This window comes from Pseudomonas sp. TREG-RG-20F-10-E-6-01, assembly GCF_022662455.1.
In the GTDB taxonomy this organism is placed as follows: domain Bacteria; phylum Pseudomonadota; class Gammaproteobacteria; order Pseudomonadales; family Pseudomonadaceae; genus Aquipseudomonas.
This window is the reverse complement of the sequence record NZ_JAKNQP010000020.1, coordinates 55,537-74,429: the sequence shown is the minus strand read 5'-3', so window position 1 is coordinate 74,429 and position 18,893 is coordinate 55,537. Positions and strand designations below refer to the sequence as shown.

Sequence of the window (18,893 nt, the reverse complement as noted above, 5' to 3'; positions counted from 1 at the left end):
CTTCGGTGCGCTTGGAGTAGCGCAAGCGTCAGAACCCGCGATGCTTCTTCAAATGCTCATTGATCTTCGCTGCCGGCACTTTCTGCAAGGTGCACAGCAGGTCGTGGGACAGTTCGCGCAACCCATGCGTACCGCGCAATTGTTCGGCCAGGTGCGCCGTCAAGTTAGCTGCCATTTCGGCATCCGCCATTGCCCGGTGAGCCTTGCCGGTGTGGGGCAGTTGGGCGTAGCTGTTGAGGGTGCCGAGCTTGTGGTTCGGCGCCGCCGGCATGAGGCGGCGGGCCAGCAGCAGCGAGCAGGCGAATTTTTGCAGGCGGGTGCGACGGATCAGGCCCAGTTCGAAGTCCCAGAACTTCTGGTCGAACGCGGCGTTGTGCGCCAGCAGTGGCGTGGTGCCGACGAATTCATTCACTTCGTTCATCACCCGCTCCGCCGGTGGCGCGCTGCGCAGCATGGCGTTGCTGATGCCGGTGAGCTGTTCGATGAACCCCGGCACGCGCACGCCGGCATTCATCAGGCTCTGGTAGCGGTCCACGATCTGGCCGCGTTCAAGGATGACCACCGCGATTTCCGTGGCCCGGCAGTGGCTGCTCGGGGTGATGCCGGTGGTTTCAAAGTCGATGACCGCTATACGTTCCAAACCTGTTCCAACTCCGTCTGACAATTGACTTATTTAAGCAGCAGCGCGCCTTCGATCGGCACATAGCGGCTGGCGGCGCGGATCAGCGAGTTGGCCGTCAGCCCCGGGACGCCATAGGCCACGGCTTCGACGCCATGCTTTTGGATGATGCGTTCGAGCAGCATGTCGAAATCGCCGTCGCCGGAGGCCAGCACCACTTCGTCGACGTGGTCGGCGGCGTCCATGATGTCGAGGGTGATGCCCACGTCCCAATCGCCCTTGGCCGAGCCGTCGCTGCGCTGGATGTAGGGTTTGAGTTTTACCGTAAAGCCCAGGTTGCGCAGGATCTGCTGGAATTGCTGCTGCTTGCTGTCGCCACGGTCGATGGCGTACGCGTAAGCTTCGACGATCTGCCCGCGCGCGCTGATGTCAGCCCACAGGGCGGCGTAATTGAAATGGCAACCGTAGGCCTGGCGCACGGTGTAGTAGAGGTTTTGTACATCGGCGAACACCGCAATTTTCTTCACCGCACTTCCCCATGGATGCCACTTGGACCTCGGACGTGAGAGCCCGTAAAAGCGCCAGTATGCCAGCCATGGGAAAGTTTCAGCGAAAAATCAGCCCGGGGCGACGAAGCGCCCCGGTTGAAGGCGGGTCAGACGAAGGAATCGTCGTCGCCAAACGAGGAAGAATCGTCGCTATAGTCGCTGTCGGCGAAGCTGTCCGAGGCGTTGTCGCTGCCCCAGCTGTCATTGCCGGCAAACTTCTGGTCGTCGTTGCCCCAATTGCCGTTATCACTGGCGGGCGCCGGTTCTTCGCGGATGATTTCTTCCACCACTTGCGGCTGTTGCGAGTTGTGGCTGAACAAGCTGCTGATGCCTTCGGCCAGCATCACACCACCGGCCACACCGGCAGCGGTTTTCAACGCCCCGCCGAGGAAGCCGCTGCCAATCGGCGCTGCGGGCGCTTGTTGTGGCTGTTGATAGTTTTGCTGCGGCGCGCCGTAGTTTTGCTGGGGCGCAGGCTGGCCAAACGAAGGCCGCCCAGGCTCACGCCAGCCGCCACCGGAAGCCGCCGGCGCACTTTGTGTGGGTTGCGGCTCACGGGAGCCGCCGCCAAAGATGCTTGACAGAAAACCGCCACTGCTCGGCGCCGGCTGTGCTGCCTGAGCCTTGGCCTGCTGCAACTCATCCTGCAATTGCTGGATCTGCTGCGCCTGTTGCTTGTTCTGCGCGTCGAGGCTCTTGATCGCGTGTTCTTGCACCAGGATCGACTGGGTCATGTAATACCCGGCGGCCGGTTGGCGAGTCATGTGCTCCTTGATCCGCGCTTCGGCCAGGGCGTCGCGGGGGGCTGAGTCCGTTTCGGCTTGCTGCAGCCGTGAAAACAGTCCATCGATCAGGGTTTGCTCTTCGCTGTTCATGGCGACCTCGTTAGATTGCCGGTAAAAATCATGGGCCCGTCTGTGATCAGGCGAGCTACGCACTAGTTATGGGGCTGTTACCAGACGTTTCAATGGTCTTTACGCAAGGTTTACGTTTGCTTACCTCTCGTCATGATCGGTTAAAGTGTGGGCCTTGCTTTTCGGTCAGTGATGAACCTGATGAATCCGTTAGACGTATTGCGCGACTCCTTCCGTTTTACTCAGCGTAACCTGGGCGCCATCGTGCAGCTGTGCCTGCCCCTGGTGATTCTCGAAGCCCTGCTGCAACAGGTAATCGAGCACACGCTGGCGCCGGATGCTTCGCGCGCCTACAGCATTGTGGTGGGGTTGGTGATGTACCCGCTGTACGTCGGCGCCTTGATTTTGTTTCTGGATGCCCGCACGCGTGGCGACTCGCCGCGCACTAAAGACTTGTGGGCGACGGCCTTGACCCTGTGGCCACGTTTCGCCGTGCTGACCGCGATAAGTACATTGTTGGTCTGGCTGGGCCTGTCACTGTTTTACCTACCCGGCCTGTGGCTGATGGTCGTGCTCGGTTTTGCCGAGTACCTGCTGGTGCTGCGCGGCCTGTCGGCGCTGGGGGCGATGCAGGAAAGTTTGCGCCTGACTCGCGGGCATTTTTGGCGAATCCTGGTATGCCTGCTGTGTGTGATGACGCCGCTGTTGCTGCTCAAGGAAGCCACTGATGCCGTCTACCCCAGCCCGAGCCCAATGCTCGCCACCGTGCTCGACAGCGCCCAAAGCTTCCTGCAACTGTTTACCAGCGTGGTGCTGTTCCGTTTATTCATGTTGATCGGTGGCGATGCCGACGCGCGGTGATATGCTCCTGCCACTCCTGAAACGCCATAAGCCGAGCCGATGACCCGTTTATTGCGCATCACCCTGTTGAGCCTGCTGATCGTCGCAGGCCTGCTCGCCGCCCTGATCTACAGCCTGACCTGGCGCCCTGCCGACAAACAAACCCTGCCCGTCAGCTGCGTCGCGCCGCGTGCGCCAACGCTGCTGCCCGGGCAGGCGCTGAAGGTCATGACCTGGAATGTGCAATACCTGGCGGGCAAGAACTATGTGTTCTGGTACGACACCACCGACGGCAACGGCCCGGATGATCGCCCTACCGTGGAAGACATGGCCTCCAGCCTCGACGAAGTGGCGCGGGTGATCCGCGACGAACAACCCGACATCCTGCTGCTGCAGGAACTCGACGAAAACGCCAAGCCCTCCCATTACCAGGACCAGATCGCACTGTTGCAGGAACGCCTGGTCGATCTCTACCCGTGCAGCACCCAGGCCTTCGATTGGAAAGCCGACTTTGTGCCCAGCCTGCATATTTTCGGCAGCGTCGGCCGCAAGCTGGTGACCCTCAGCCGCTACCAGATCGAACACGCCGAACGCCTGCAACTGCCGGTGTCCCCAGCCAACATCATCAGCCGCCAGTTCCAACCCAAACCCGCCTTATTGCTGACCTACTTGCCGTTGAGCGATGGTGGCCAATTGGCCGTGCTCAACACCCGGCTGGATGGCGATATGCCTGGGCGGTCCGCGGTGCAGGAGCAGGCCAAAGCCACCGTGAAACTGCTGGATAAATTCGAAGGGCGTGGCACGCCATGGCTGATCGGTGGGGACTTCAACTTGCTGCCACTGGGGCAATTCCTGCGCCTGGACGCCGATAAGCGCGGGCAGTATTCGCCAGACAGCGAGCTGCATTTGCTGTGGGATAAGTACCCGATGATCCCCAGTAACAGTGAATCCAGTGGGATTGACCGGGCGAAGTGGCTTACGCACTTCCCCAATGACCCAAGTGTGGATGGGCCGGATCGGACGTTGGATTATTTGTTCTACAGCCCAAGGATCAAGCGGATAGAGGCCAAAGTACGGCAAGAAGACACACTGCGTATCTCCAACCACCTACCAGTGATCGCCCGATTCCTGCTCCCGGCCGCGCAATAACCCACACCACAAAGCTCAATGTGTGTGGGCTTTTGTGGGAGCTGGCTTGCCTGCGATAGCATCGCCTCGGTGAAACAGGTACGCCGAGCCGTCTGCATCGCAGGCAAGCCAGCTCCCACACCATCCCACTCCCAAATTTGCTCTCCACAAGCTTTACTTGCGCGGTTTGATCCGGGCGGTGGGTTCGGCCACTAACGGGTCATCTGGCCAGTAATGCTTGGGATACCGCCCCTTCAAATCCTTTTTCACCTCGGCATACGTGCTGCGCCAGAAGTTCGCCAAATCCTGGGTCACCTGCACCGGCCGGCGCGCCGGGGACAGCAGGTGCAGCTTGACCGCCTGGCGCCCACCGGCAATACGCGGCGTGTCCGCCAGCCCGAACAATTCCTGCAAGCGCACCGCCAGAATCGGCGGCTGTTCGCTGTAGTCCAAACGCACCGAGGAGCCCGAGGGCACCTTCACGTGCTGCGGCGCCAGCTCGTCCAGGCGCTGGGGCAGCGGCCAGGGCAACAGGTTGTGCAGGAAACTGGAGATATCCAGGTTGGCGAAGTGGCTCAGGCGCGAGACTTTGCCCAAGTACGGCATCAGCCAATGCTCCAGGCTGGCGAGCAAAGCCTTGTCGCTGATATCCGGCCACTCACTGGTTTTGCCGGCGTCCAGCTGACGCAGCAGCATGACGCGGGCCTGCCATTGGCGCAGTTCAGGCGTCCACGGCAGCAGCTCCAGGCCTTTGCGGCGCACGAGGTTGACCAACGCCTGGCTGCGCGCGGACTCGTCCAGACCGCTCAGCGGTTCGCGACTGAGCACCAGTTCGCCGACTTTGCGCTGGCGCTCCGCGCGCAGCACGCCTTCGCGCTCGTCCCAATCCAGCTGATCGACGTTGCGCACTTGCTCGGCAAGCACTGTGTCGAACAGCGCCGGATCGAAGTCGGCCGCGAGGTAGATGCGCTCTTCGCGCTGGCCCTGACGGCTGCCGAGGTCGGCGATCACCAGCCACGCTTGTTTCATCAGGCTGTCGGCCTCGGCGAACAGCGCGGCACGGCCATTGGCCAGGCGGTATTCGGCGCCGCCGGGGCGACGTTGCTGGGCGACGCGGTCCGGGTAGGCCAGCGCCAGCAGGGCGCCGAGCCAACGCGGGTGATCGGGATCGGGCACGGCCTGAGTCGCCTGGCCTCTTAAATAGCTGCGGTATTGCCGGGCAAGTTGCTTGGCGCGCTGCACGCCGCCTTGAGTACCTCGCGCACGCTCCTCGCCGGACATCAGCGCCAGCCGGCTGTGCAAATCGGCACCGGCGCCGCGCAAGATGTCACGCTCGCCCAATAGCGCGGCGACATCACACGCCGTGGCCGCCAGCCCCAGGTCCTGCCCGCGCAGCAACAGGTGGGCGATACGCGGATGCGCGGGCAACTCGGCCATCTTCTGGCCATGGGCGGTGAGTTTGTCGTCGTTCAACGCGCCCAGACGCACCAGCAAATCCTGAGCCTGGGCGTACGCAGCAGTCGGCGGCACATCCAGCCACACCAGTTGCGTGGGCGTGACGCCCCAACGCGCCAGTTGCAAGGCCAGCCCGGCAAGGTCGGCGGCAAGGATTTCCGCGCTGCCATACGCCGCCAGGCCTTCATGCTGGTCTTCGGACCACAACCGATAACACACGCCCGGCTCCAGGCGCCCTGCCCGGCCGGCCCGCTGGGTGGCGCTGGCGCGGGAGATGCGTTGGGTGTCGAGGCGGGTCATGCCGCTGCCGGGGTCGAAACGCGGGACCCGCGCCAGCCCGGCGTCGATCACCACGCGCACACCGTTGATGGTCAGGCTGGTCTCGGCGATGTTGGTGGCCAGCACCACTTTCCGTTTGCCGGCGGGCGCCGGGTCAATGGCGGCGCGTTGGGCGTTGAGGTCAAGCTCGCCATGCAGCGGGCACAGCAGCACATCCGGGCGATCACCCAAAGCGTCGGCCAGTTGTTGATTAACCCGGCGAATCTCGGCCTGCCCCGGCAGAAAGACGAGAATGCTGCCGGTCTCGTCATGCACGGCTTCAAGGACGGTCTGCACCACACGCGGCTCGATGAATTCACCGGCCTGGTACGGGCGGCCCCAGCGCATCTGCACCGGGAACATGCGCCCTTCGCTGCGCAGGATCGGCGCGTCATCCAGCAGGCCGGACAGGCGTTCGCCTTCGAGGGTGGCGGACATCAGCAGGATTTTCAGCGGTTGTTCGTCGCGAAACAGAGCGCGGCCATTCAGGCTCAGGGCCAGCGCGAGGTCGGCGTCGAGGCTGCGCTCGTGGAATTCGTCAAAGATCAGCAGGCCCACGCCTTCCAGCGCCGGGTCGTCCTGCAAGCGGCGGGTGAGGATGCCTTCGGTGACCACTTCGATGCGTGTATTGGGGCCGACTTTGCTGTCGAGGCGAATGCGATAGCCGACGGTTTCGCCGACTTTTTCGCCCAGCTCGCTGGCCAGGCGTTCGGCGGCGGCGCGCGCGGCCAGGCGCCGGGGTTCGAGCATCAGGATGGTCTGCCCGGCCAGCCATGGCTCGTTCAACAAGGCCAAGGGCACGCGGGTGGTTTTACCGGCGCCGGGCGGCGCTTCCAGCACGGCTTCATGGCGAATCGCCAAGGCGTCACGCAGGGCGGGTAAAACATCATCGATCGGCAACGAATTCATACTGGCTCCAAAGCAGAGCGGCGAGTATAACGGCGAACTGCCGGGTGCCGGTGCTGGTCTCAAAGACACCGCACAATCCCACGGGTAACGCGGTTAAGTGTGGGAGCGGGCTTGCTCGCGAAAGCGGTGGGTCAGTCAACAGATTTATCAACTGGCAGACTGCATTCGCGAGCAAGCCCGCTCCCACACTTGATCAGCGTTGCCTTGTAGACTTGCTTATAGTCATCTTTCAACCGTGTTCAGGAGACTTTTCATGCGTATCGCTTCCCGTGTCATCGGCGGTGTCCTCGCCGTCACCCTGCTGAGCCAACTGACCGCCTGCGGCTCGATTTTCTACCCGGACCGCCGTGGCCAGATCGACGGCAAGATCGACCCGGCGATTGCCGTGCTCGACGCCGTGGGCCTGCTGTTCTATGTGATCCCCGGCCTGATCGCATTCGGCGTGGACTTCGCCACCGGCGCGATTTACTTCGAGCCCGGCAAAACGGCTCAAGTCGCGCCCGAGAAACTGCATGAAGCCATCGGCGCCGACGGCAAGGTCGATAACGCCAAGCTGCAAACCATCATCCAGAAGGAAACCGGCCGCACTCTGCCGCTGGATGACCCGCGCATGATCCAGTTCAAGGGCAGCGTGCAACAACTCGCCTCCCTGGGCCTGCAGCCCGCCGCTTAAGGACTCGACCCGCTTATGACCAGCAGTCCCGAACACGCAAGGCTCTTGCGCCTGGCCACCCGCGCGTCGGTGGGCGTGGCCTGTGCGCTGATTATTACCAAGGCCATCGCCTGGTGGTTCAGTGGCTCGGTGAGCATGCTCGCCGGGTTGACCGACTCGCTGCTCGATGGCGTGACCTCGTTGCTCAACCTGCTGGCAGTGCATTACGCGCTGCGCCCGGCCGATGATGACCACCGTTATGGGCATGGCAAGGCGGAGTCGCTGTCGGGCATGGCCCAGGCATTGTTTATCGCCGGCAGTGCGGTGCTGATCGCGTTCCAGGCGTACCAGCGTTTGCACCATCCGGAACCGGTCGGCGCGCCTTGGCTGAGCATCGGGGTCATCGTGTTTTCGCTGGTGATGACGGTGGCGCTGCTGATGCTGCAACACCGGGTGATCCGCGAAACCGGCTCCAACGCCGTGCGCGCGGACTCGCTGCACTACCGTTCGGACTTGATGCTCAATGGCAGCATTCTGGTGGCATTGGTGTTGGCGGGGTTCGGCTTCAATCAGGTCGATGCGTGGTTCGGCCTGGGCATCGCCGCTTACATTTTGTGGAGCGCCATCCAGATCGCCCGTGAAAGCTTTGCGGTGTTGATGGACGAGGAACTGCCAGCCGATGTGAGCCAGCACATGCTGGAACTGGCGCGCGGTGTGCCAGGTGTGTTGGGTGCGCATGATTTGCGCACGCGGATTTCCGGCAGCCACTGGTTTGTGCAACTGCATCTGGAGTTGCCGGGGGAATTATCGTTGTCGGTTGCCCACGGCATCAGCGACCAGGCCGCCGATGCCATTCACAACGCCTACCCGCGCGCCGAAGTGCTGGTGCACGCCGACCCGCGGGAAGTAGTCACGGGCAATAAGGCCTAGTACTGCACCTGATACCCGCGGCTGGTGAGGCAGTTGCCCTGGGCTTGGCGGTAGGTTTGCACCACCGCGGGGTCCGGGGCGTAGGTGACGGTCCGAGGGTCGAAACCGCTTTGTTGCACTGCCCAGCGATAACAGTCGTAGCCGTCCTGCTGCACCTGCGCCGGTGACTGGCCGTTGGCCGGGTAGGCCACCACGTCATAGCCATTGCCCTGCGGCGCGGGTTGCGGTGCCGGCACTTCTGTCGGCGGCTGCACCACCACGTACTGCTGGGTGGCGCTTTCGTAGGTGTAGTACGAACCCGCTGCGAGGAAGAACAGCGCACTCCCCACCCACACTTCGCGCGCATAGTCCGGCAGGTATTGCACGCGGATGCCGTACGGCGGCGTCACCACGACATAACGCGGGCCTTGCGGGCGATACCAGTAGCCGCCGGAGAAGAAATAATCCTGGCCACGGTAAGGCACGCGGTAGTTGCGGTCGGGGAACCGATCTACCGTATAGCCGGGGCGATATTGCGGGCCAGGGCCCCAACCAGTGCCGTGCCCACTGGGGCGACCCGGCCAGCGGCTGTCGTTGGGGTGACCATTGTTGAACCCGCCACCTGGGCGCGCGGGGCCATTGCCGGCCTGCCAATGCTGGTTGCCATCGTTACGGCGCGGGATGTCCTGATAGTGACCCTGGCGCGGCTCCTGGGTTTGCCGAACCGTGTCCGGGCGCCCCTGAATCGGCAGGTTATTCGCGGGCTGCGGCGCTGGCCGAGGCTGTTCGGCACCTTGCGGGCGACCTTGCCATTGCCCACCGCCGTGCTGCTGTTGTTCGGCGCGATCAAAATGCTGGTTTTGCGGCCGAGGCTGATTGTTCTCGACACGCGGGTTCTGCGGGCGCGGCTGGTTGATTTCCGGGCGCGGTTGATTGTTCTGCGGGCGTGGTTGGTTATTTTGCGGTCGCGGCTGTTCGTTGCCTTGCCGTCCGCCTTCGGGACCTCTTTCATGCTGACCGCCCCCTTCAGAGCGCGGGTCGTCGGCCATTACTTGCGAGCCAACGGTCATTATCAGCAAACCTACACCTGCCATACGCCAGATGCGCTTCATGCTATTCCTCACTGCGGATAAGGGCCTAGAACGTCCGGCCTCATAGATGAGACTGGAAAAGCCTCGCCCGGTTCTGAGACAGGTTATCAGTCACGAGAAGTATTTTTTCGGGTAAAAACGCGCGCAAAGAAAAAGGGGTGACCCGTCGGCCGCCCCTTGAGAATTTCGTCCGTGCTCAACGCTTTTGACGTTGGCTCACCTCACGCCGTCTTGTGGACAGTGTGCAGCCTGGAGGCCGACTCAACCCTGCTCGGGCGGCGGCCGCAGCGGGCCTGATTGGGCGGGCTGCAGTGGACTGTTGTCCAGGCGGTGATTCTGTTGGTAATCATAGGCCCGCCGCGCCGACAGATGATTGCGAAGATTGCGTCAATAAACAGTGCTTGCGCAATTTTTAACCCTTCATAGATAATTCGCCGCAATAGTTACGACAAAGGCCAACCCAATGAGCAAGCTTGACCGATACGACCTGAGTATTTTGGCGGAATTGCAGCGCGACGCGAGGATCTCCAACCAGGAGTTGGCCGAGCGTATCGGCTTGTCGCCTTCGCCCTGCTCGCGCCGGGTCAAGCAGCTTGAAGACGATGGCTACATCGCGCGCCAGGTCGCCTTGCTCGATCGCAAGATGCTCGGCCTGAGCCTCACGGCCTATGTGCTGATCGGCATGGACCGCCACACACCCGAGCGTTTCGAGAATTTCGAAGCGGCCATCCGCACCCTGCCGCAAGTGCTGGAATGCAGCTTGGTCACCGGGATGGATGCGGACTATCAGTTGAAAGTGGTGGTGCCAGACATGGATCACTACCAGAAACTGCTGCTGGGCCACCTGACCCGCATTGAAGGCGTGACCAGCGTGCGGTCGAGCTTTGTGCTCAATCAGGTACTCAACAGCACCGAATTGCCGCTGACCCACCTGCGTACTTAAGGTCGCAGAAGATCAAATGTGGGAGCTGGCTTGCCTGCGATACGGGCAACTCGGCGTATCAGCCAGCCCCAGTTGATGCTATCGCGGGCAAGCCAGCTTCCACATTGACCGCGTCAAGACTCAGGTCAATGTTGCGCCTGATGCCCTGCTTTATACTTCCCGCCTGCCTTGCCGGAAAATTCCCACATGAACAACATCGACCCCGCCGTGTTTGAAGAATGGATGATGACTGGCCTGGTCACCATTCTGATCATTTTCATGGGCTTTATCGTTTGGGACTTGGCGAAGAAATCCAAAGCCGGGCGCTTTGGCTCGTTCATTCTGTTCTTCGTACTGGGCCTGGGCGTGGCCGCGTTCATCATCAAGAGCGTGGTGATCGGCCTGATAGAATCCGGCGCCTTATAAACGCGCCGGCACTTCCTTCCATTGGCCTTGATCCAGGCCGTCAATCGACCAGTCCCCGATACGCACGCGCACCAGACGCAAGGTCGGCAGGCCCACCGCTGCGGTCATGCGCCGTACCTGGCGGTTACGCCCTTCACGAATCACCAGCTCAAGCCAATGCGTGGGCACGCTCTTGCGAAAGCGCACCGGCGGGTTGCGCGGCCATAATTCAGGTTCGTCCAACTGCCGGGCTTGCGCGGGCAAAGTCATGCCGTCATTAAGCTCCACGCCGTCACGCAGGCGCTGCAATTGCTCTTCGGTCGGTTCGCCCTCGACTTGCACCCAGTAGGTTTTCGCCAGCTTGTGCTTGGGGTCGGCAATCCGCGCCTGCAGTTGGCCATCGTTGGTCAGCAGCAGCAGGCCTTCGCTGTCACGGTCCAGGCGGCCAGCCGGGTAGATACCGGGGATGTCGATAAAATCCTTGAGGGTCGCGCGCCCGCCTTCGTCGCTGAACTGGGTCAGCACGTCGAAGGGTTTATTGAACAGGATCAGTTTCGGCTCGGCCGGTGGCGCCTTGGCGACACGCCGGGGAGCGGGATACGCAGGTTTCACGCCAGGGCGGCGCGAGTCGGGACGGGTGGGACGGGACATGGCAAAAGGAACATCTAACGGTCAGGACCGACAATGCTAGTGGCCTGACCGCTAAATGACCATCCCAAACGCTTAGCGGAACGGCGGCTCGTCGAAGCTGCGCAGTTTGCGCGAGTGCAGCGAGTTGAGTTCGGTGCGCAACAGGTCTACCGCCTCGATGCCGATCTTCAAGTGCTGGCTGACCGCACGCTCATAGAACGCGTTGGCCGAACCTGGCAGCTTGATCTCGCTGTGCAGGGGTTTGTCCGAGACGCACAGCAACGTGCCATATGGCACCCGCAGACGATAACCCTGGGCGGCGATGGTGCCGCTTTCCATGTCCACGGCCACGGCGCGGGACAGGTTGATCAGCGGCCGTTCCTGGGCCCAACGCAGCTCCCAGTTGCGGTCGTCGTAGGTCAACACGGTGCCGGTGCGCAGGCGCTTTTTCAGCTCCTCGCCTTTTTCGCCGGTAACGTTGGCCGCCGCTTGCTGCAGGGCCATCTGCACTTCGGCCAGGGCCGGGATCGGAATATTCGGCGGCACTACGCGGTCCAGAATCCCGTCGCGGCGCATGTAGGCGTGGGCCAGTACGTAATCGCCAATGGTCTGGGATTGGCGCAGGCCGCCGCAGTGACCAATCATCAGCCAGCAATGCGGGCGCAGCACGGCCAGGTGGTCGGTGATGTTCTTGGCGTTGGACGGGCCGACGCCGATGTTCACCAGGGTCACGCCGTGGCCATCAGTGGCCTGCAGGTGATAGGCCGGCATCTGGTAACGGTGCCAGACCACGCCCGCCGCAATCGCCGAGGCTTCGCCGTGGTCCATGCTCTTGTCGATGATCACGTTGCCCGGCAGCACCATGCGGATAAACCGCGGGTCACTGCGCAATTGCTCCAGGCCATGCAGGATGAACTGGTCAACATAGCGATGGTAGTTGGTCAGCAGGATCCACGGCTGCACATGGCGCCAGTCGCTGCCGGTGTAGTGCACCAGACGGCGCAGGGAGAAGTCCACGCGGGCGGCATCGAACAGCGCCAGCGGCAGCGGGTCGGTGTTTTCCCAGTCGTAAAGGCCATCGGCGATACCGTCGGTGGCCGCGGACAGGTCGGTGCTGGGGAACACGCGCGCCAGGGTCGCGGCGGTCACGCCGGAGCCGGCCAGTTCGTCGCCCTGCTCCACCACATACGGGTACGGAATATTCTGTTGGCTCACGCCGACCTCCACCGTCACGGTGAAGTCGTGCATCAGCGGCACCAGCTGCTCCAGCAGGTACTTACGGAATGCGCCCGGATGGGTGACGGTGACGCTGTAGGTCCCCGGCAACTGAACCTTGGCGTACGCCCGAGTGGTCTGTGGGACTTCGCCATGGCAATGGTAGGTCAAGCGCAGTTCTGGATAGCGAAACAGTGCGCGTTGCGCGGCGTCGGGCTCGACGCGGTCCTTGAGGTATTGCTTGAGGGCTTGATTGAGCGCGCCGGTAGCACGCTCGTGAAGAGCCGCCAGCCGATCCACGGCTTCTTCGGCGGTTTGAACGACAACAAAAGCTTCGGTCACGGTAAGCATCCTGTGTTCTGACTTGCAGGCCTTTATCTTGCCTGTATCCCGGCCTCACTGAAACAGTAGTGATTGGAATGCGGTTAATAATGTGGGAGCGGGCTTGCTCGCGAATGCGGTGTATCAGTCACCTGCTCAGTCACTGAAGAACCGTATTCGCGAGCAAGCCCGCTCCCACATTTTGACCGAGTGTAGTCAGAGGGCTGGGGTTGAACGCGCGACGATCGCTTCTACATCCACGCCTCGCGGCAAGGTGCCATACACCCGACCGGACGACTCCCCCAAGCGGCTGGCGATAAAGCCATCACTGACCGCCGCATTCCCGGCCTCCAGCAACAACTTGGCCTGCAACGCCACGGCAATATCCTCGGTCAATTGGCGCGCGCGGTACTGGATGTCCTGAGTGTCCATGAACGCCGACTTCAGCTGCTCGATATGCCGCGCCAGCTGCGTGTGGCCATGCCCGTCCCCGAGTTCGACAAACAGCGCCTCCAGCACGCCCGGCTCTTTCGACAGCGCCCGCAACACGTCCAGGCACTGCACATTGCCGGAACCTTCCCACGTTGAATTCACCGGCGCCTCACGGTACAAGCGCGGCAAGATGCTGTCCTCGACATACCCGGCACCGCCCATGCACTCGGCCGCCTCGTTGATCATTGCTGGCGCGCGCTTGCAGATCCAATACTTGCCAACTGCCGTCACCAGCCGGGCGAATTTGGCCTCCTGCTCGTTATCCAGATGGTCCAGCGCCCGCCCCATGCGCATGCTCAATGCCAGCGACGCCTCGCTTTCCAGGGCCAGGTCGGCCAATACGTTTTGCATCAGCGGCTGCTCACTCAACACACGGCCACCTACCAAGCGGTGCGCGCAATGATGACTGGCCTGGGTCAACGCCTGACGCATCAGCGCGCTGGAGCCAACCATGCAGTCGAAGCGGGTCATGGCGACCATTTCGATAATGGTCGGCACGCCACGGCCCTCTTCGCCGATCATCCAGGCCAGCGCGCCCCGAAACTCCACTTCGCTGGAGGCGTTGGAGCAGTTGCCGAGTTTGTTTTTCAGGCGCTGGATGTAGAACTCGTTGCGGGTGTCATCCGGGCGGTGCCGGGGCAGCAGGAAACAGGTCAGCCCTTTGTCGGTCTGCGCCAGCGTGAGGAACGCATCACACATCGGCGCCGAGCAGAACCACTTGTGTCCCACCAGTTCATAGGCTTGCCCTGGGCCGCCCGCGCCCACTGGATACGCGCGGGTGGTGTTGGCGCGCACGTCGGTGCCACCTTGCTTCTCGGTCATGGCCATGCCGATGGTGGCCCCGGCCTTGTGGGCGATGCCGACGTTGCGCGGGTCGTATTCGGTGCTGAGGATTTTCGGCAGCCAGGTCTGCGCCAGATCCGGTTGCAGGCGCAGGGCCGGTACGCAGGCGAAGGTCATGGTCAGCGGGCAGCCGGTGCCCGCTTCGGCCTGGCTGTGCAGGTAGGTCATGGCGGCGCGCGCCACATGGGCGCCGGGTTGTGGGTGCGCCCACGGCAGCGACGGCAAGCCATGTTCGACGGCGGTGCGCATCAGCTCGTGGTACGCCGGATGAAACGCCACACAGTCGATGCGATGGCCATAGCGGTCATGGCTGTTGAACACCGGCTTGTTCTCGTTTGCCAGGAACCCGGCCGCCATCAACGGCCCGCCCGTCAGTGCGCCATACGCATCGATACGCGCATGGGCCCAGCCGGCGCCAAAGCGGCGCGACCACTCTTGCAGGGGCACGTCGATACGGTACAGGTTGGTGCCGTCCAAGGACGGTGGCTGATTGGTGACGTCGTGGGTTTCGGCGAACTGATGCAGGTTCATGACGGGCCTCCTGAAAAAAGGCCACGTGCAGTTGAGGCCTGAATTTCAGTTAAGCACCGTCACCGGGCTTAAAAAAGTGGCATACGCGCCTAATGTCCGGCGCTTTCGCCCTCTAACGGGCACAGCAGCCGACGCTCCAGCACCGCCTGCAGCGCTTCAAAACGCACGGGCTTGGCCAGCCGGTCAGTGATGCCGATGCCATGGCAGCGCTCACGGTCCGTCCCATTCAGTGAGGTACTCAGGGCGATCACCGGCAGTTCGCCACACCCCGGCAGTGCACGAATCTGACAGCACAATGAGAACCCGCCTTCAGGCACATCCAACAGCACCGCATCAAACGTTTCACTCTGCAACATCGCCAGCGCAGACGAACCGTTGTCCACGGTTTTCACCCGATAGCCCAGCTTGAGCAGCATGCCTCGCACCGCCAGTTGGCCGACGCTGTTGTCGTCCACCAGCAGCACCGCGCACTCGTGGGGCGCGCGCTGCGTCAAGCTTTCCTGGGGCGTCGCTTTGGGCTCGGGCGGCACCGGGCTTACCGTCACCTCGAGTTGGAAACGGCTGCCCTTGCGCGGCTCGGAATGATGGGTCAGGCGCCCACCGAGCAGTTCGATCAGCTGTCGGCAGATCGCCAGGCCGATGCCCAGGCCGCCGTATTCGCGGGTGGTTGAGCCGTCGAGCTGGAAGAAGCGCTGATACAGCGTGGCCTCGTCGAGGAAAGCGAAGCCGATACCACTGTCGGTGACGATAAAGCTCAGGCGCAAGCTGCCCTCGTTTTGTGGAACACCCACCACGCGCAGGCGCACCGCGCCTTCGTGGGTGAACTTGAACGCGTTGTCGAGCAGACAATCCAGGCACTGGATCAGTTTGTCGGCATCGCCGATCACGCGGTCCGGCAACTCGTCCGCCACGTCAATGGAAAATTCCAGGCCCTTGTTCTGCGCGCCGGTGCTGAACTGCTGACGCAAGGTGTCGAGTGCGCCGCGCAGGCTGAACACCTGGGGCTGGGCGGTCAGGCGCCCGGCTTGCAGTTCGGTCAGGGTGAGGATGCCGTTGACCATGCGCATCATGTCCCGCGCCGAGCCGGCGGCGGTTTGCTGGTACTGCGCCAGGTCATCGTCCAGCGGCACGGTTTGCATCAGCTCAAGGGAGCCGATCACGCCGTTCATCGGTGTGCGCAGTTCGTGGGTCAGGGTGGCGAGGAATTCGTCTTTCAGACGATTGCTGCGCGCGAGTTGCTGGTTGAGCACTTCGAGTTTCTGGCTGGCGTCGAACAGGATTTGCGCCTGCTGCTCACGCATGCCATTGATGCGGTCCGCCAGGGCCAGTGAGAGCAGCGCCACTTCGATGGCCGAGCCGAGCTGACTGGCGTACATGGTGAGGAACATATTCGGCAGGTAGCCCAACACCATCATCGTGTTGACCACCCCGCCGAGCAGGAATGCCGACCAGGCGATGATGAAATACCGCGCCATGCGCTGGCCGCAGTACCACGCCTTGATCGCGGCTACAAAGATGGTCACGGTAAACACCAGCGCCAGACCGGTGGCCAGGCGCAGGGCCACCGCATAGCTGGTCAGCAGCGCCAGCACCATCACCACCGCGCCGCAGGTCGCCAGCGCCAGCAAGATCCGGTCGAGCCAGCGGCTGTGCTGCGCGGTGTGCAGGAAGCTGCGCGCGAACAGGCTGCCGAACAGCGCCGCCGACCCGATCAGGAACGGCACCGCTGCATTCGACCACCACGGGTTGTTCGGCCAGAAGTACTCCACGGCCACGCCATTGACCGACAGCTGGTACAGGCCGAACGAGGCGATATACAGGATGTAATAGAGGTAGCTGGTGTCGCGCACGCTGAGGTAGATAAACAGGTTGTAGACCAGCATCCCCAGCAATACGCCGTAGATGGCGCCCAGCACATACAAGCGCAGCGGCTGTTCTTCCAGGTAGGCGGTGCCGGCCCAGAGCGTCAACGGCGCCTGGATCGAGCCTTCGCTTTGCAGGCGCAGGTACACGGTTTGCTGCTGGTCGGGCACAAAGTTGAGCTTGAACAGGTAATTGCTCTGGCGCACTTCACGGCTGGAAAAAGGCAGTGCACTGCCGGTGCGGGTGGTCAGTCGGTAGCCGCCGGTGCCGTCGTTCTGGTACAGGTCCAGGCGGTTCAGCGGCGGGTACGCCAGCTCCAGGAACCAGGTACGCGGCGCGCGAGGGTCAGTGGCGGTGTAATGCAGATCGACCTTGAGCCAGAACACCGAGCGTGAATAACCGGCATTGAGGGTGGCTTGGTCGTGGGTCTTGAACTGGGCGGCGTAGGCGGGGGAACTGACTTGGGCGATGGTGAGGGCGTCGGTAGGGTCTTCGAGTACTTGCATGACCCGGCCCAGCGGCAGGCTTCGAGTGCTCTGATTGAACTCGACGGCGCCGGCGAGCATCGGCAGCCCGCACAATAATAAGATCAGCAAATAGCGCATAGAGCCCCAGCGTGGCCTGTCCGGTTATGTCAAAAGCCCCCATTCCTTTTGAGAAGACGTATGCCGGCGATACAGTAAGTTGTTTGGATCCACTCTAGCATAGCCGCTGGAGGCCATTAGACACCATTGAAATAATTTTTTGAAAGGCTCTAGCACGCGGCTTTCAACGCATTTATGACCCAACACTCGATAATGGCTATCAGCCATAAATGCGCCTGGACAGCGGCAAAATTCAACCCTCGCCAGACAGCCACGCAAAAAGCGTTTGGTGGTAAGCTCGCGCACCATGAATATCTACAGCTCTCGCCCCGTTGTCCTCTGTCTCTCCGGCCATGACCCAAGTGGTGGCGCCGGCCTGCAGGCAGATATCGAAGCCCTGCTCGCCCAAGGCTGTCATGCGGCTCCCGCCGTCACCGCCCTGACCGTGCAGAACACCGTCAATGTCAGCGATTTCCGCGTGCTCGACCGCGAGTGGGTCCTGGCCCAGGCGAATGCCGTGCTCGGCGATTCCGAGGTGGCGGCGGTCAAGCTTGGCATGCTCGGGTCCACCGCGATGGTCGACACCGTGGTCGAACTGCTGCAGGCGCACCCGCACCTGCCGGTGGTGTGCGACCCGGTGCTGCGGGCCGGCGGCGGTGGCAGCCTGGGCAAGGACGAAGTCGGCTACGCGATGCGCGAGCGGCTGCTGCCGCTGTCGCTGATCGCCACGCCCAACTTGCCTGAAGCGCGCATCCTCGCCGAATTGCCTGAAGGCACCGCGGACGAATGCGCCGAGAAGCTGCTGCCGTTTATCAAGCACTTGCTGATCACTGGCGGCCACGGCGACGAGCATGAAGTGCACAATCGCCTGTACAGCCGCGACGGCACGCGCCAGACCTTTACCTGCCAGCGCCTGCCCGGCAGCTATCATGGTTCGGGCTGCACGCTGGCCAGCGCACTGGCCGGTCGCATCGCCCAGGGCGAAGGCCTGGTCAGTGCTGTGCAGTCGGCGCTCAACTACACTTGGCGCACCTTGCGTGACGCCGAACAACTCGGCCAGGGCCAGTTCGTGCCGCGCCGTTTGCCGCTGGATTTCTGCTCTTAAAGCACAAGAGGCCTGCCCGATGAAACTACGTGGCCTGTATGCCATTACCGACAGCCAACTGTTGGCCGGCAAATTTCTCGCCTACGTCGAAGCGGCATTGGACGGCGGCGTAACCCTGCTGCAGTACCGCGACAAAAGCAGCGACGAAGCCCGCCGCCTGCGAGAGGCGGAGAAACTGCGCGAGCTGTGCTCGCGCTACAAGACCCAGCTCATTATCAATGACGACGCCGAACTGGCCGCGCGCCTGGGCGTGGGCGTACACCTGGGCCAAACCGACGGCCCACTGACCCCGGCCCGAGCGTTGCTCGGTTCCAAAGCGATCATCGGCGCCACCTGCCACAGCCAGATCGAACTGGCCGAACAGGCCGCCAAGGAAGGCGCCAGCTACGTCGCCTTCGGCCGCTTCTTCAATTCCAACACCAAGCCCGGCGCACCCGCCGCCACCGTTGACATGCTGGCCCAGGCCCGCGCGCGCCTGCAGCTGCCGATCTGCGTGATCGGCGGCGTCACCCTGGAAAACGCCGAACCGCTGGTGGCCCACGGTGCCGACCTGCTCGCCGTGGTGCACGGCCTGTTCGGTGCCGACAGCACTCAGGAAGTCACGCGCCGCGCGCGCGCATTCAACGATCTTCTTAAAATTTCAGTTTAGAGAGCCCGAC

Annotated in this window: 17 protein-coding genes; 8 read left to right on the top strand and 9 right to left on the bottom strand. The window is 62.6% G+C overall.

Translation table 11 applies throughout. From position 1 onward, the window contains the following. Window positions 1-28: 28 nt before the first annotated feature. The 3 genes from L8K08_RS29225 to L8K08_RS29215 all read right to left on the bottom strand — a co-directional run bounded on the left by L8K08_RS29225 (window position 29) and on the right by L8K08_RS29215 (window position 2,042). Complete coding sequence (locus L8K08_RS29225) at window positions 29-640, bottom strand: 3'-5' exonuclease (protein WP_221295693.1); 612 nt, start codon at window positions 638-640, stop codon at window positions 29-31. Between the two features lie 29 nt (window positions 641-669). Continuing rightward, entirely contained in the window at window positions 670-1,146 is a 477-nt protein-coding gene (locus L8K08_RS29220) for an NYN domain-containing protein (protein WP_119740929.1), read from the bottom strand. 128 nt (window positions 1,147-1,274) lie between these two features. Beyond that, window positions 1,275-2,042, bottom strand: coding sequence for a DUF2076 domain-containing protein (locus L8K08_RS29215; protein WP_242201812.1), 768 nt, complete (start codon window positions 2,040-2,042; stop codon window positions 1,275-1,277). A gap of 180 nt (window positions 2,043-2,222) precedes the next feature. Between L8K08_RS29215 and L8K08_RS29210 the strand changes: the two genes are divergently transcribed. Together L8K08_RS29210 and L8K08_RS29205 are read left to right on the top strand one after the other, a co-directional pair. After that, window positions 2,223-2,882, top strand: coding sequence for a YciC family protein (locus L8K08_RS29210; protein WP_242201810.1), 660 nt, complete (start codon window positions 2,223-2,225; stop codon window positions 2,880-2,882). Between the two features lie 39 nt (window positions 2,883-2,921). Then, the gene (locus L8K08_RS29205) at window positions 2,922-4,010 is read left to right on the top strand and encodes an endonuclease/exonuclease/phosphatase family protein (protein ID WP_242201808.1); all 1,089 of its coding nucleotides are present in this window, start codon (window positions 2,922-2,924) and stop codon (window positions 4,008-4,010) included. Between the two features lie 153 nt (window positions 4,011-4,163). Here L8K08_RS29205 and hrpB read toward each other — a convergent pair whose 3' ends face one another. Next, the gene (hrpB, locus tag L8K08_RS29200) at window positions 4,164-6,671 is read right to left on the bottom strand and encodes an ATP-dependent helicase HrpB (RefSeq protein ID WP_242201806.1); all 2,508 of its coding nucleotides are present in this window, start codon (window positions 6,669-6,671) and stop codon (window positions 4,164-4,166) included. A gap of 253 nt (window positions 6,672-6,924) precedes the next feature. Here hrpB and L8K08_RS29195 point away from each other — a divergent pair, with 253 nt between their 5' ends. Continuing rightward, window positions 6,925-7,344 carry a polyribonucleotide nucleotidyltransferase gene (locus L8K08_RS29195; RefSeq protein ID WP_106579351.1) on the top strand — a complete coding sequence of 140 codons (420 nt, stop codon included), beginning with the start codon at window positions 6,925-6,927 and terminating at the stop codon, window positions 7,342-7,344. A 15-nt stretch (window positions 7,345-7,359) separates the two neighbouring features. Continuing rightward, window positions 7,360-8,253, top strand: coding sequence for a cation diffusion facilitator family transporter (locus L8K08_RS29190; protein WP_145162411.1), 894 nt, complete (start codon window positions 7,360-7,362; stop codon window positions 8,251-8,253). Here the strand turns inward: L8K08_RS29190 and L8K08_RS29185 are convergent. After that, the gene (locus tag L8K08_RS29185; protein WP_242201804.1) at window positions 8,250-9,344 is read right to left on the bottom strand and encodes a DUF6515 family protein; all 1,095 of its coding nucleotides are present in this window, start codon (window positions 9,342-9,344) and stop codon (window positions 8,250-8,252) included. The two genes, L8K08_RS29190 and L8K08_RS29185, sit on opposite strands and share 4 nt — an antisense overlap. 442 nt (window positions 9,345-9,786) lie before the next feature. Here L8K08_RS29185 and L8K08_RS29180 point away from each other — a divergent pair, with 442 nt between their 5' ends. Beyond that, window positions 9,787-10,266: an Lrp/AsnC family transcriptional regulator gene (locus tag L8K08_RS29180; RefSeq protein ID WP_003194418.1), complete on the top strand. Its 480-nt coding sequence runs from the start codon at window positions 9,787-9,789 to the stop codon at window positions 10,264-10,266. Window positions 10,267-10,461: 195 nt separating this feature from the next. Then, window positions 10,462-10,671 carry a DUF2788 domain-containing protein gene (locus tag L8K08_RS29175; protein WP_007975837.1) on the top strand — a complete coding sequence of 70 codons (210 nt, stop codon included), beginning with the start codon at window positions 10,462-10,464 and terminating at the stop codon, window positions 10,669-10,671. On the opposite strand, the gene L8K08_RS29170 is transcribed toward L8K08_RS29175, so the two are convergent. From L8K08_RS29170 to L8K08_RS29155, 4 genes are all read right to left on the bottom strand, one after another. Beyond that, window positions 10,666-11,301: a pseudouridine synthase gene (locus L8K08_RS29170; protein WP_242201802.1), complete on the bottom strand. Its 636-nt coding sequence runs from the start codon at window positions 11,299-11,301 to the stop codon at window positions 10,666-10,668. The two genes, L8K08_RS29175 and L8K08_RS29170, sit on opposite strands and share 6 nt — an antisense overlap. A 72-nt stretch (window positions 11,302-11,373) precedes the next feature. Continuing rightward, window positions 11,374-12,846 carry an AMP nucleosidase gene (amn, locus tag L8K08_RS29165; RefSeq protein ID WP_178119700.1) on the bottom strand — a complete coding sequence of 491 codons (1,473 nt, stop codon included), beginning with the start codon at window positions 12,844-12,846 and terminating at the stop codon, window positions 11,374-11,376. A 186-nt stretch (window positions 12,847-13,032) separates the two neighbouring features. Next, entirely contained in the window at window positions 13,033-14,682 is a 1,650-nt protein-coding gene (locus L8K08_RS29160; protein ID WP_242201800.1) for an acyl-CoA dehydrogenase family protein, read from the bottom strand. Window positions 14,683-14,771: 89 nt separating this feature from the next. After that, complete coding sequence (locus L8K08_RS29155) at window positions 14,772-17,150, bottom strand: hybrid sensor histidine kinase/response regulator (protein WP_242201798.1); 2,379 nt, start codon at window positions 17,148-17,150, stop codon at window positions 14,772-14,774. A 286-nt stretch (window positions 17,151-17,436) separates the two neighbouring features. Between L8K08_RS29155 and L8K08_RS29150 the strand changes: the two genes are divergently transcribed. Then, on the top strand, window positions 17,437-18,234 hold the full coding sequence (locus tag L8K08_RS29150; protein ID WP_124418525.1) for a hydroxymethylpyrimidine/phosphomethylpyrimidine kinase: 798 nt from the start codon (window positions 17,437-17,439) through the stop codon (window positions 18,232-18,234). Window positions 18,235-18,253: 19 nt separating this feature from the next. Continuing rightward, the gene (gene thiE, locus L8K08_RS29145) at window positions 18,254-18,883 is read left to right on the top strand and encodes a thiamine phosphate synthase (RefSeq protein ID WP_145162429.1); all 630 of its coding nucleotides are present in this window, start codon (window positions 18,254-18,256) and stop codon (window positions 18,881-18,883) included. Window positions 18,884-18,893: the final 10 nt, after the last annotated feature.

Coding starts and splice junctions, on each gene's coding strand:
- L8K08_RS29180 (WP_003194418.1), top strand. CDS start 9,787: ATGAGCAAGCTTGACCGATACGACCTGAGTATTTTGGCGGAATTGCAG.
- hrpB (WP_242201806.1), bottom strand. CDS start 6,671: ATGAATTCGTTGCCGATCGATGATGTTTTACCCGCCCTGCGTGACGCC.
- L8K08_RS29185 (WP_242201804.1), bottom strand. CDS start 9,344: ATGAAGCGCATCTGGCGTATGGCAGGTGTAGGTTTGCTGATAATGACC.
- L8K08_RS29155 (WP_242201798.1), bottom strand. CDS start 17,150: ATGCGCTATTTGCTGATCTTATTATTGTGCGGGCTGCCGATGCTCGCC.
- L8K08_RS29195 (WP_106579351.1), top strand. CDS start 6,925: ATGCGTATCGCTTCCCGTGTCATCGGCGGTGTCCTCGCCGTCACCCTG.
- L8K08_RS29215 (WP_242201812.1), bottom strand. CDS start 2,042: ATGAACAGCGAAGAGCAAACCCTGATCGATGGACTGTTTTCACGGCTG.
- L8K08_RS29150 (WP_124418525.1), top strand. CDS start 17,437: ATGAATATCTACAGCTCTCGCCCCGTTGTCCTCTGTCTCTCCGGCCAT.
- L8K08_RS29205 (WP_242201808.1), top strand. CDS start 2,922: ATGACCCGTTTATTGCGCATCACCCTGTTGAGCCTGCTGATCGTCGCA.
- L8K08_RS29210 (WP_242201810.1), top strand. CDS start 2,223: ATGAATCCGTTAGACGTATTGCGCGACTCCTTCCGTTTTACTCAGCGT.
- thiE (WP_145162429.1), top strand. CDS start 18,254: ATGAAACTACGTGGCCTGTATGCCATTACCGACAGCCAACTGTTGGCC.
- L8K08_RS29190 (WP_145162411.1), top strand. CDS start 7,360: ATGACCAGCAGTCCCGAACACGCAAGGCTCTTGCGCCTGGCCACCCGC.
- L8K08_RS29170 (WP_242201802.1), bottom strand. CDS start 11,301: ATGTCCCGTCCCACCCGTCCCGACTCGCGCCGCCCTGGCGTGAAACCT.
- L8K08_RS29160 (WP_242201800.1), bottom strand. CDS start 14,682: ATGAACCTGCATCAGTTCGCCGAAACCCACGACGTCACCAATCAGCCA.
- amn (WP_178119700.1), bottom strand. CDS start 12,846: ATGCTTACCGTGACCGAAGCTTTTGTTGTCGTTCAAACCGCCGAAGAA.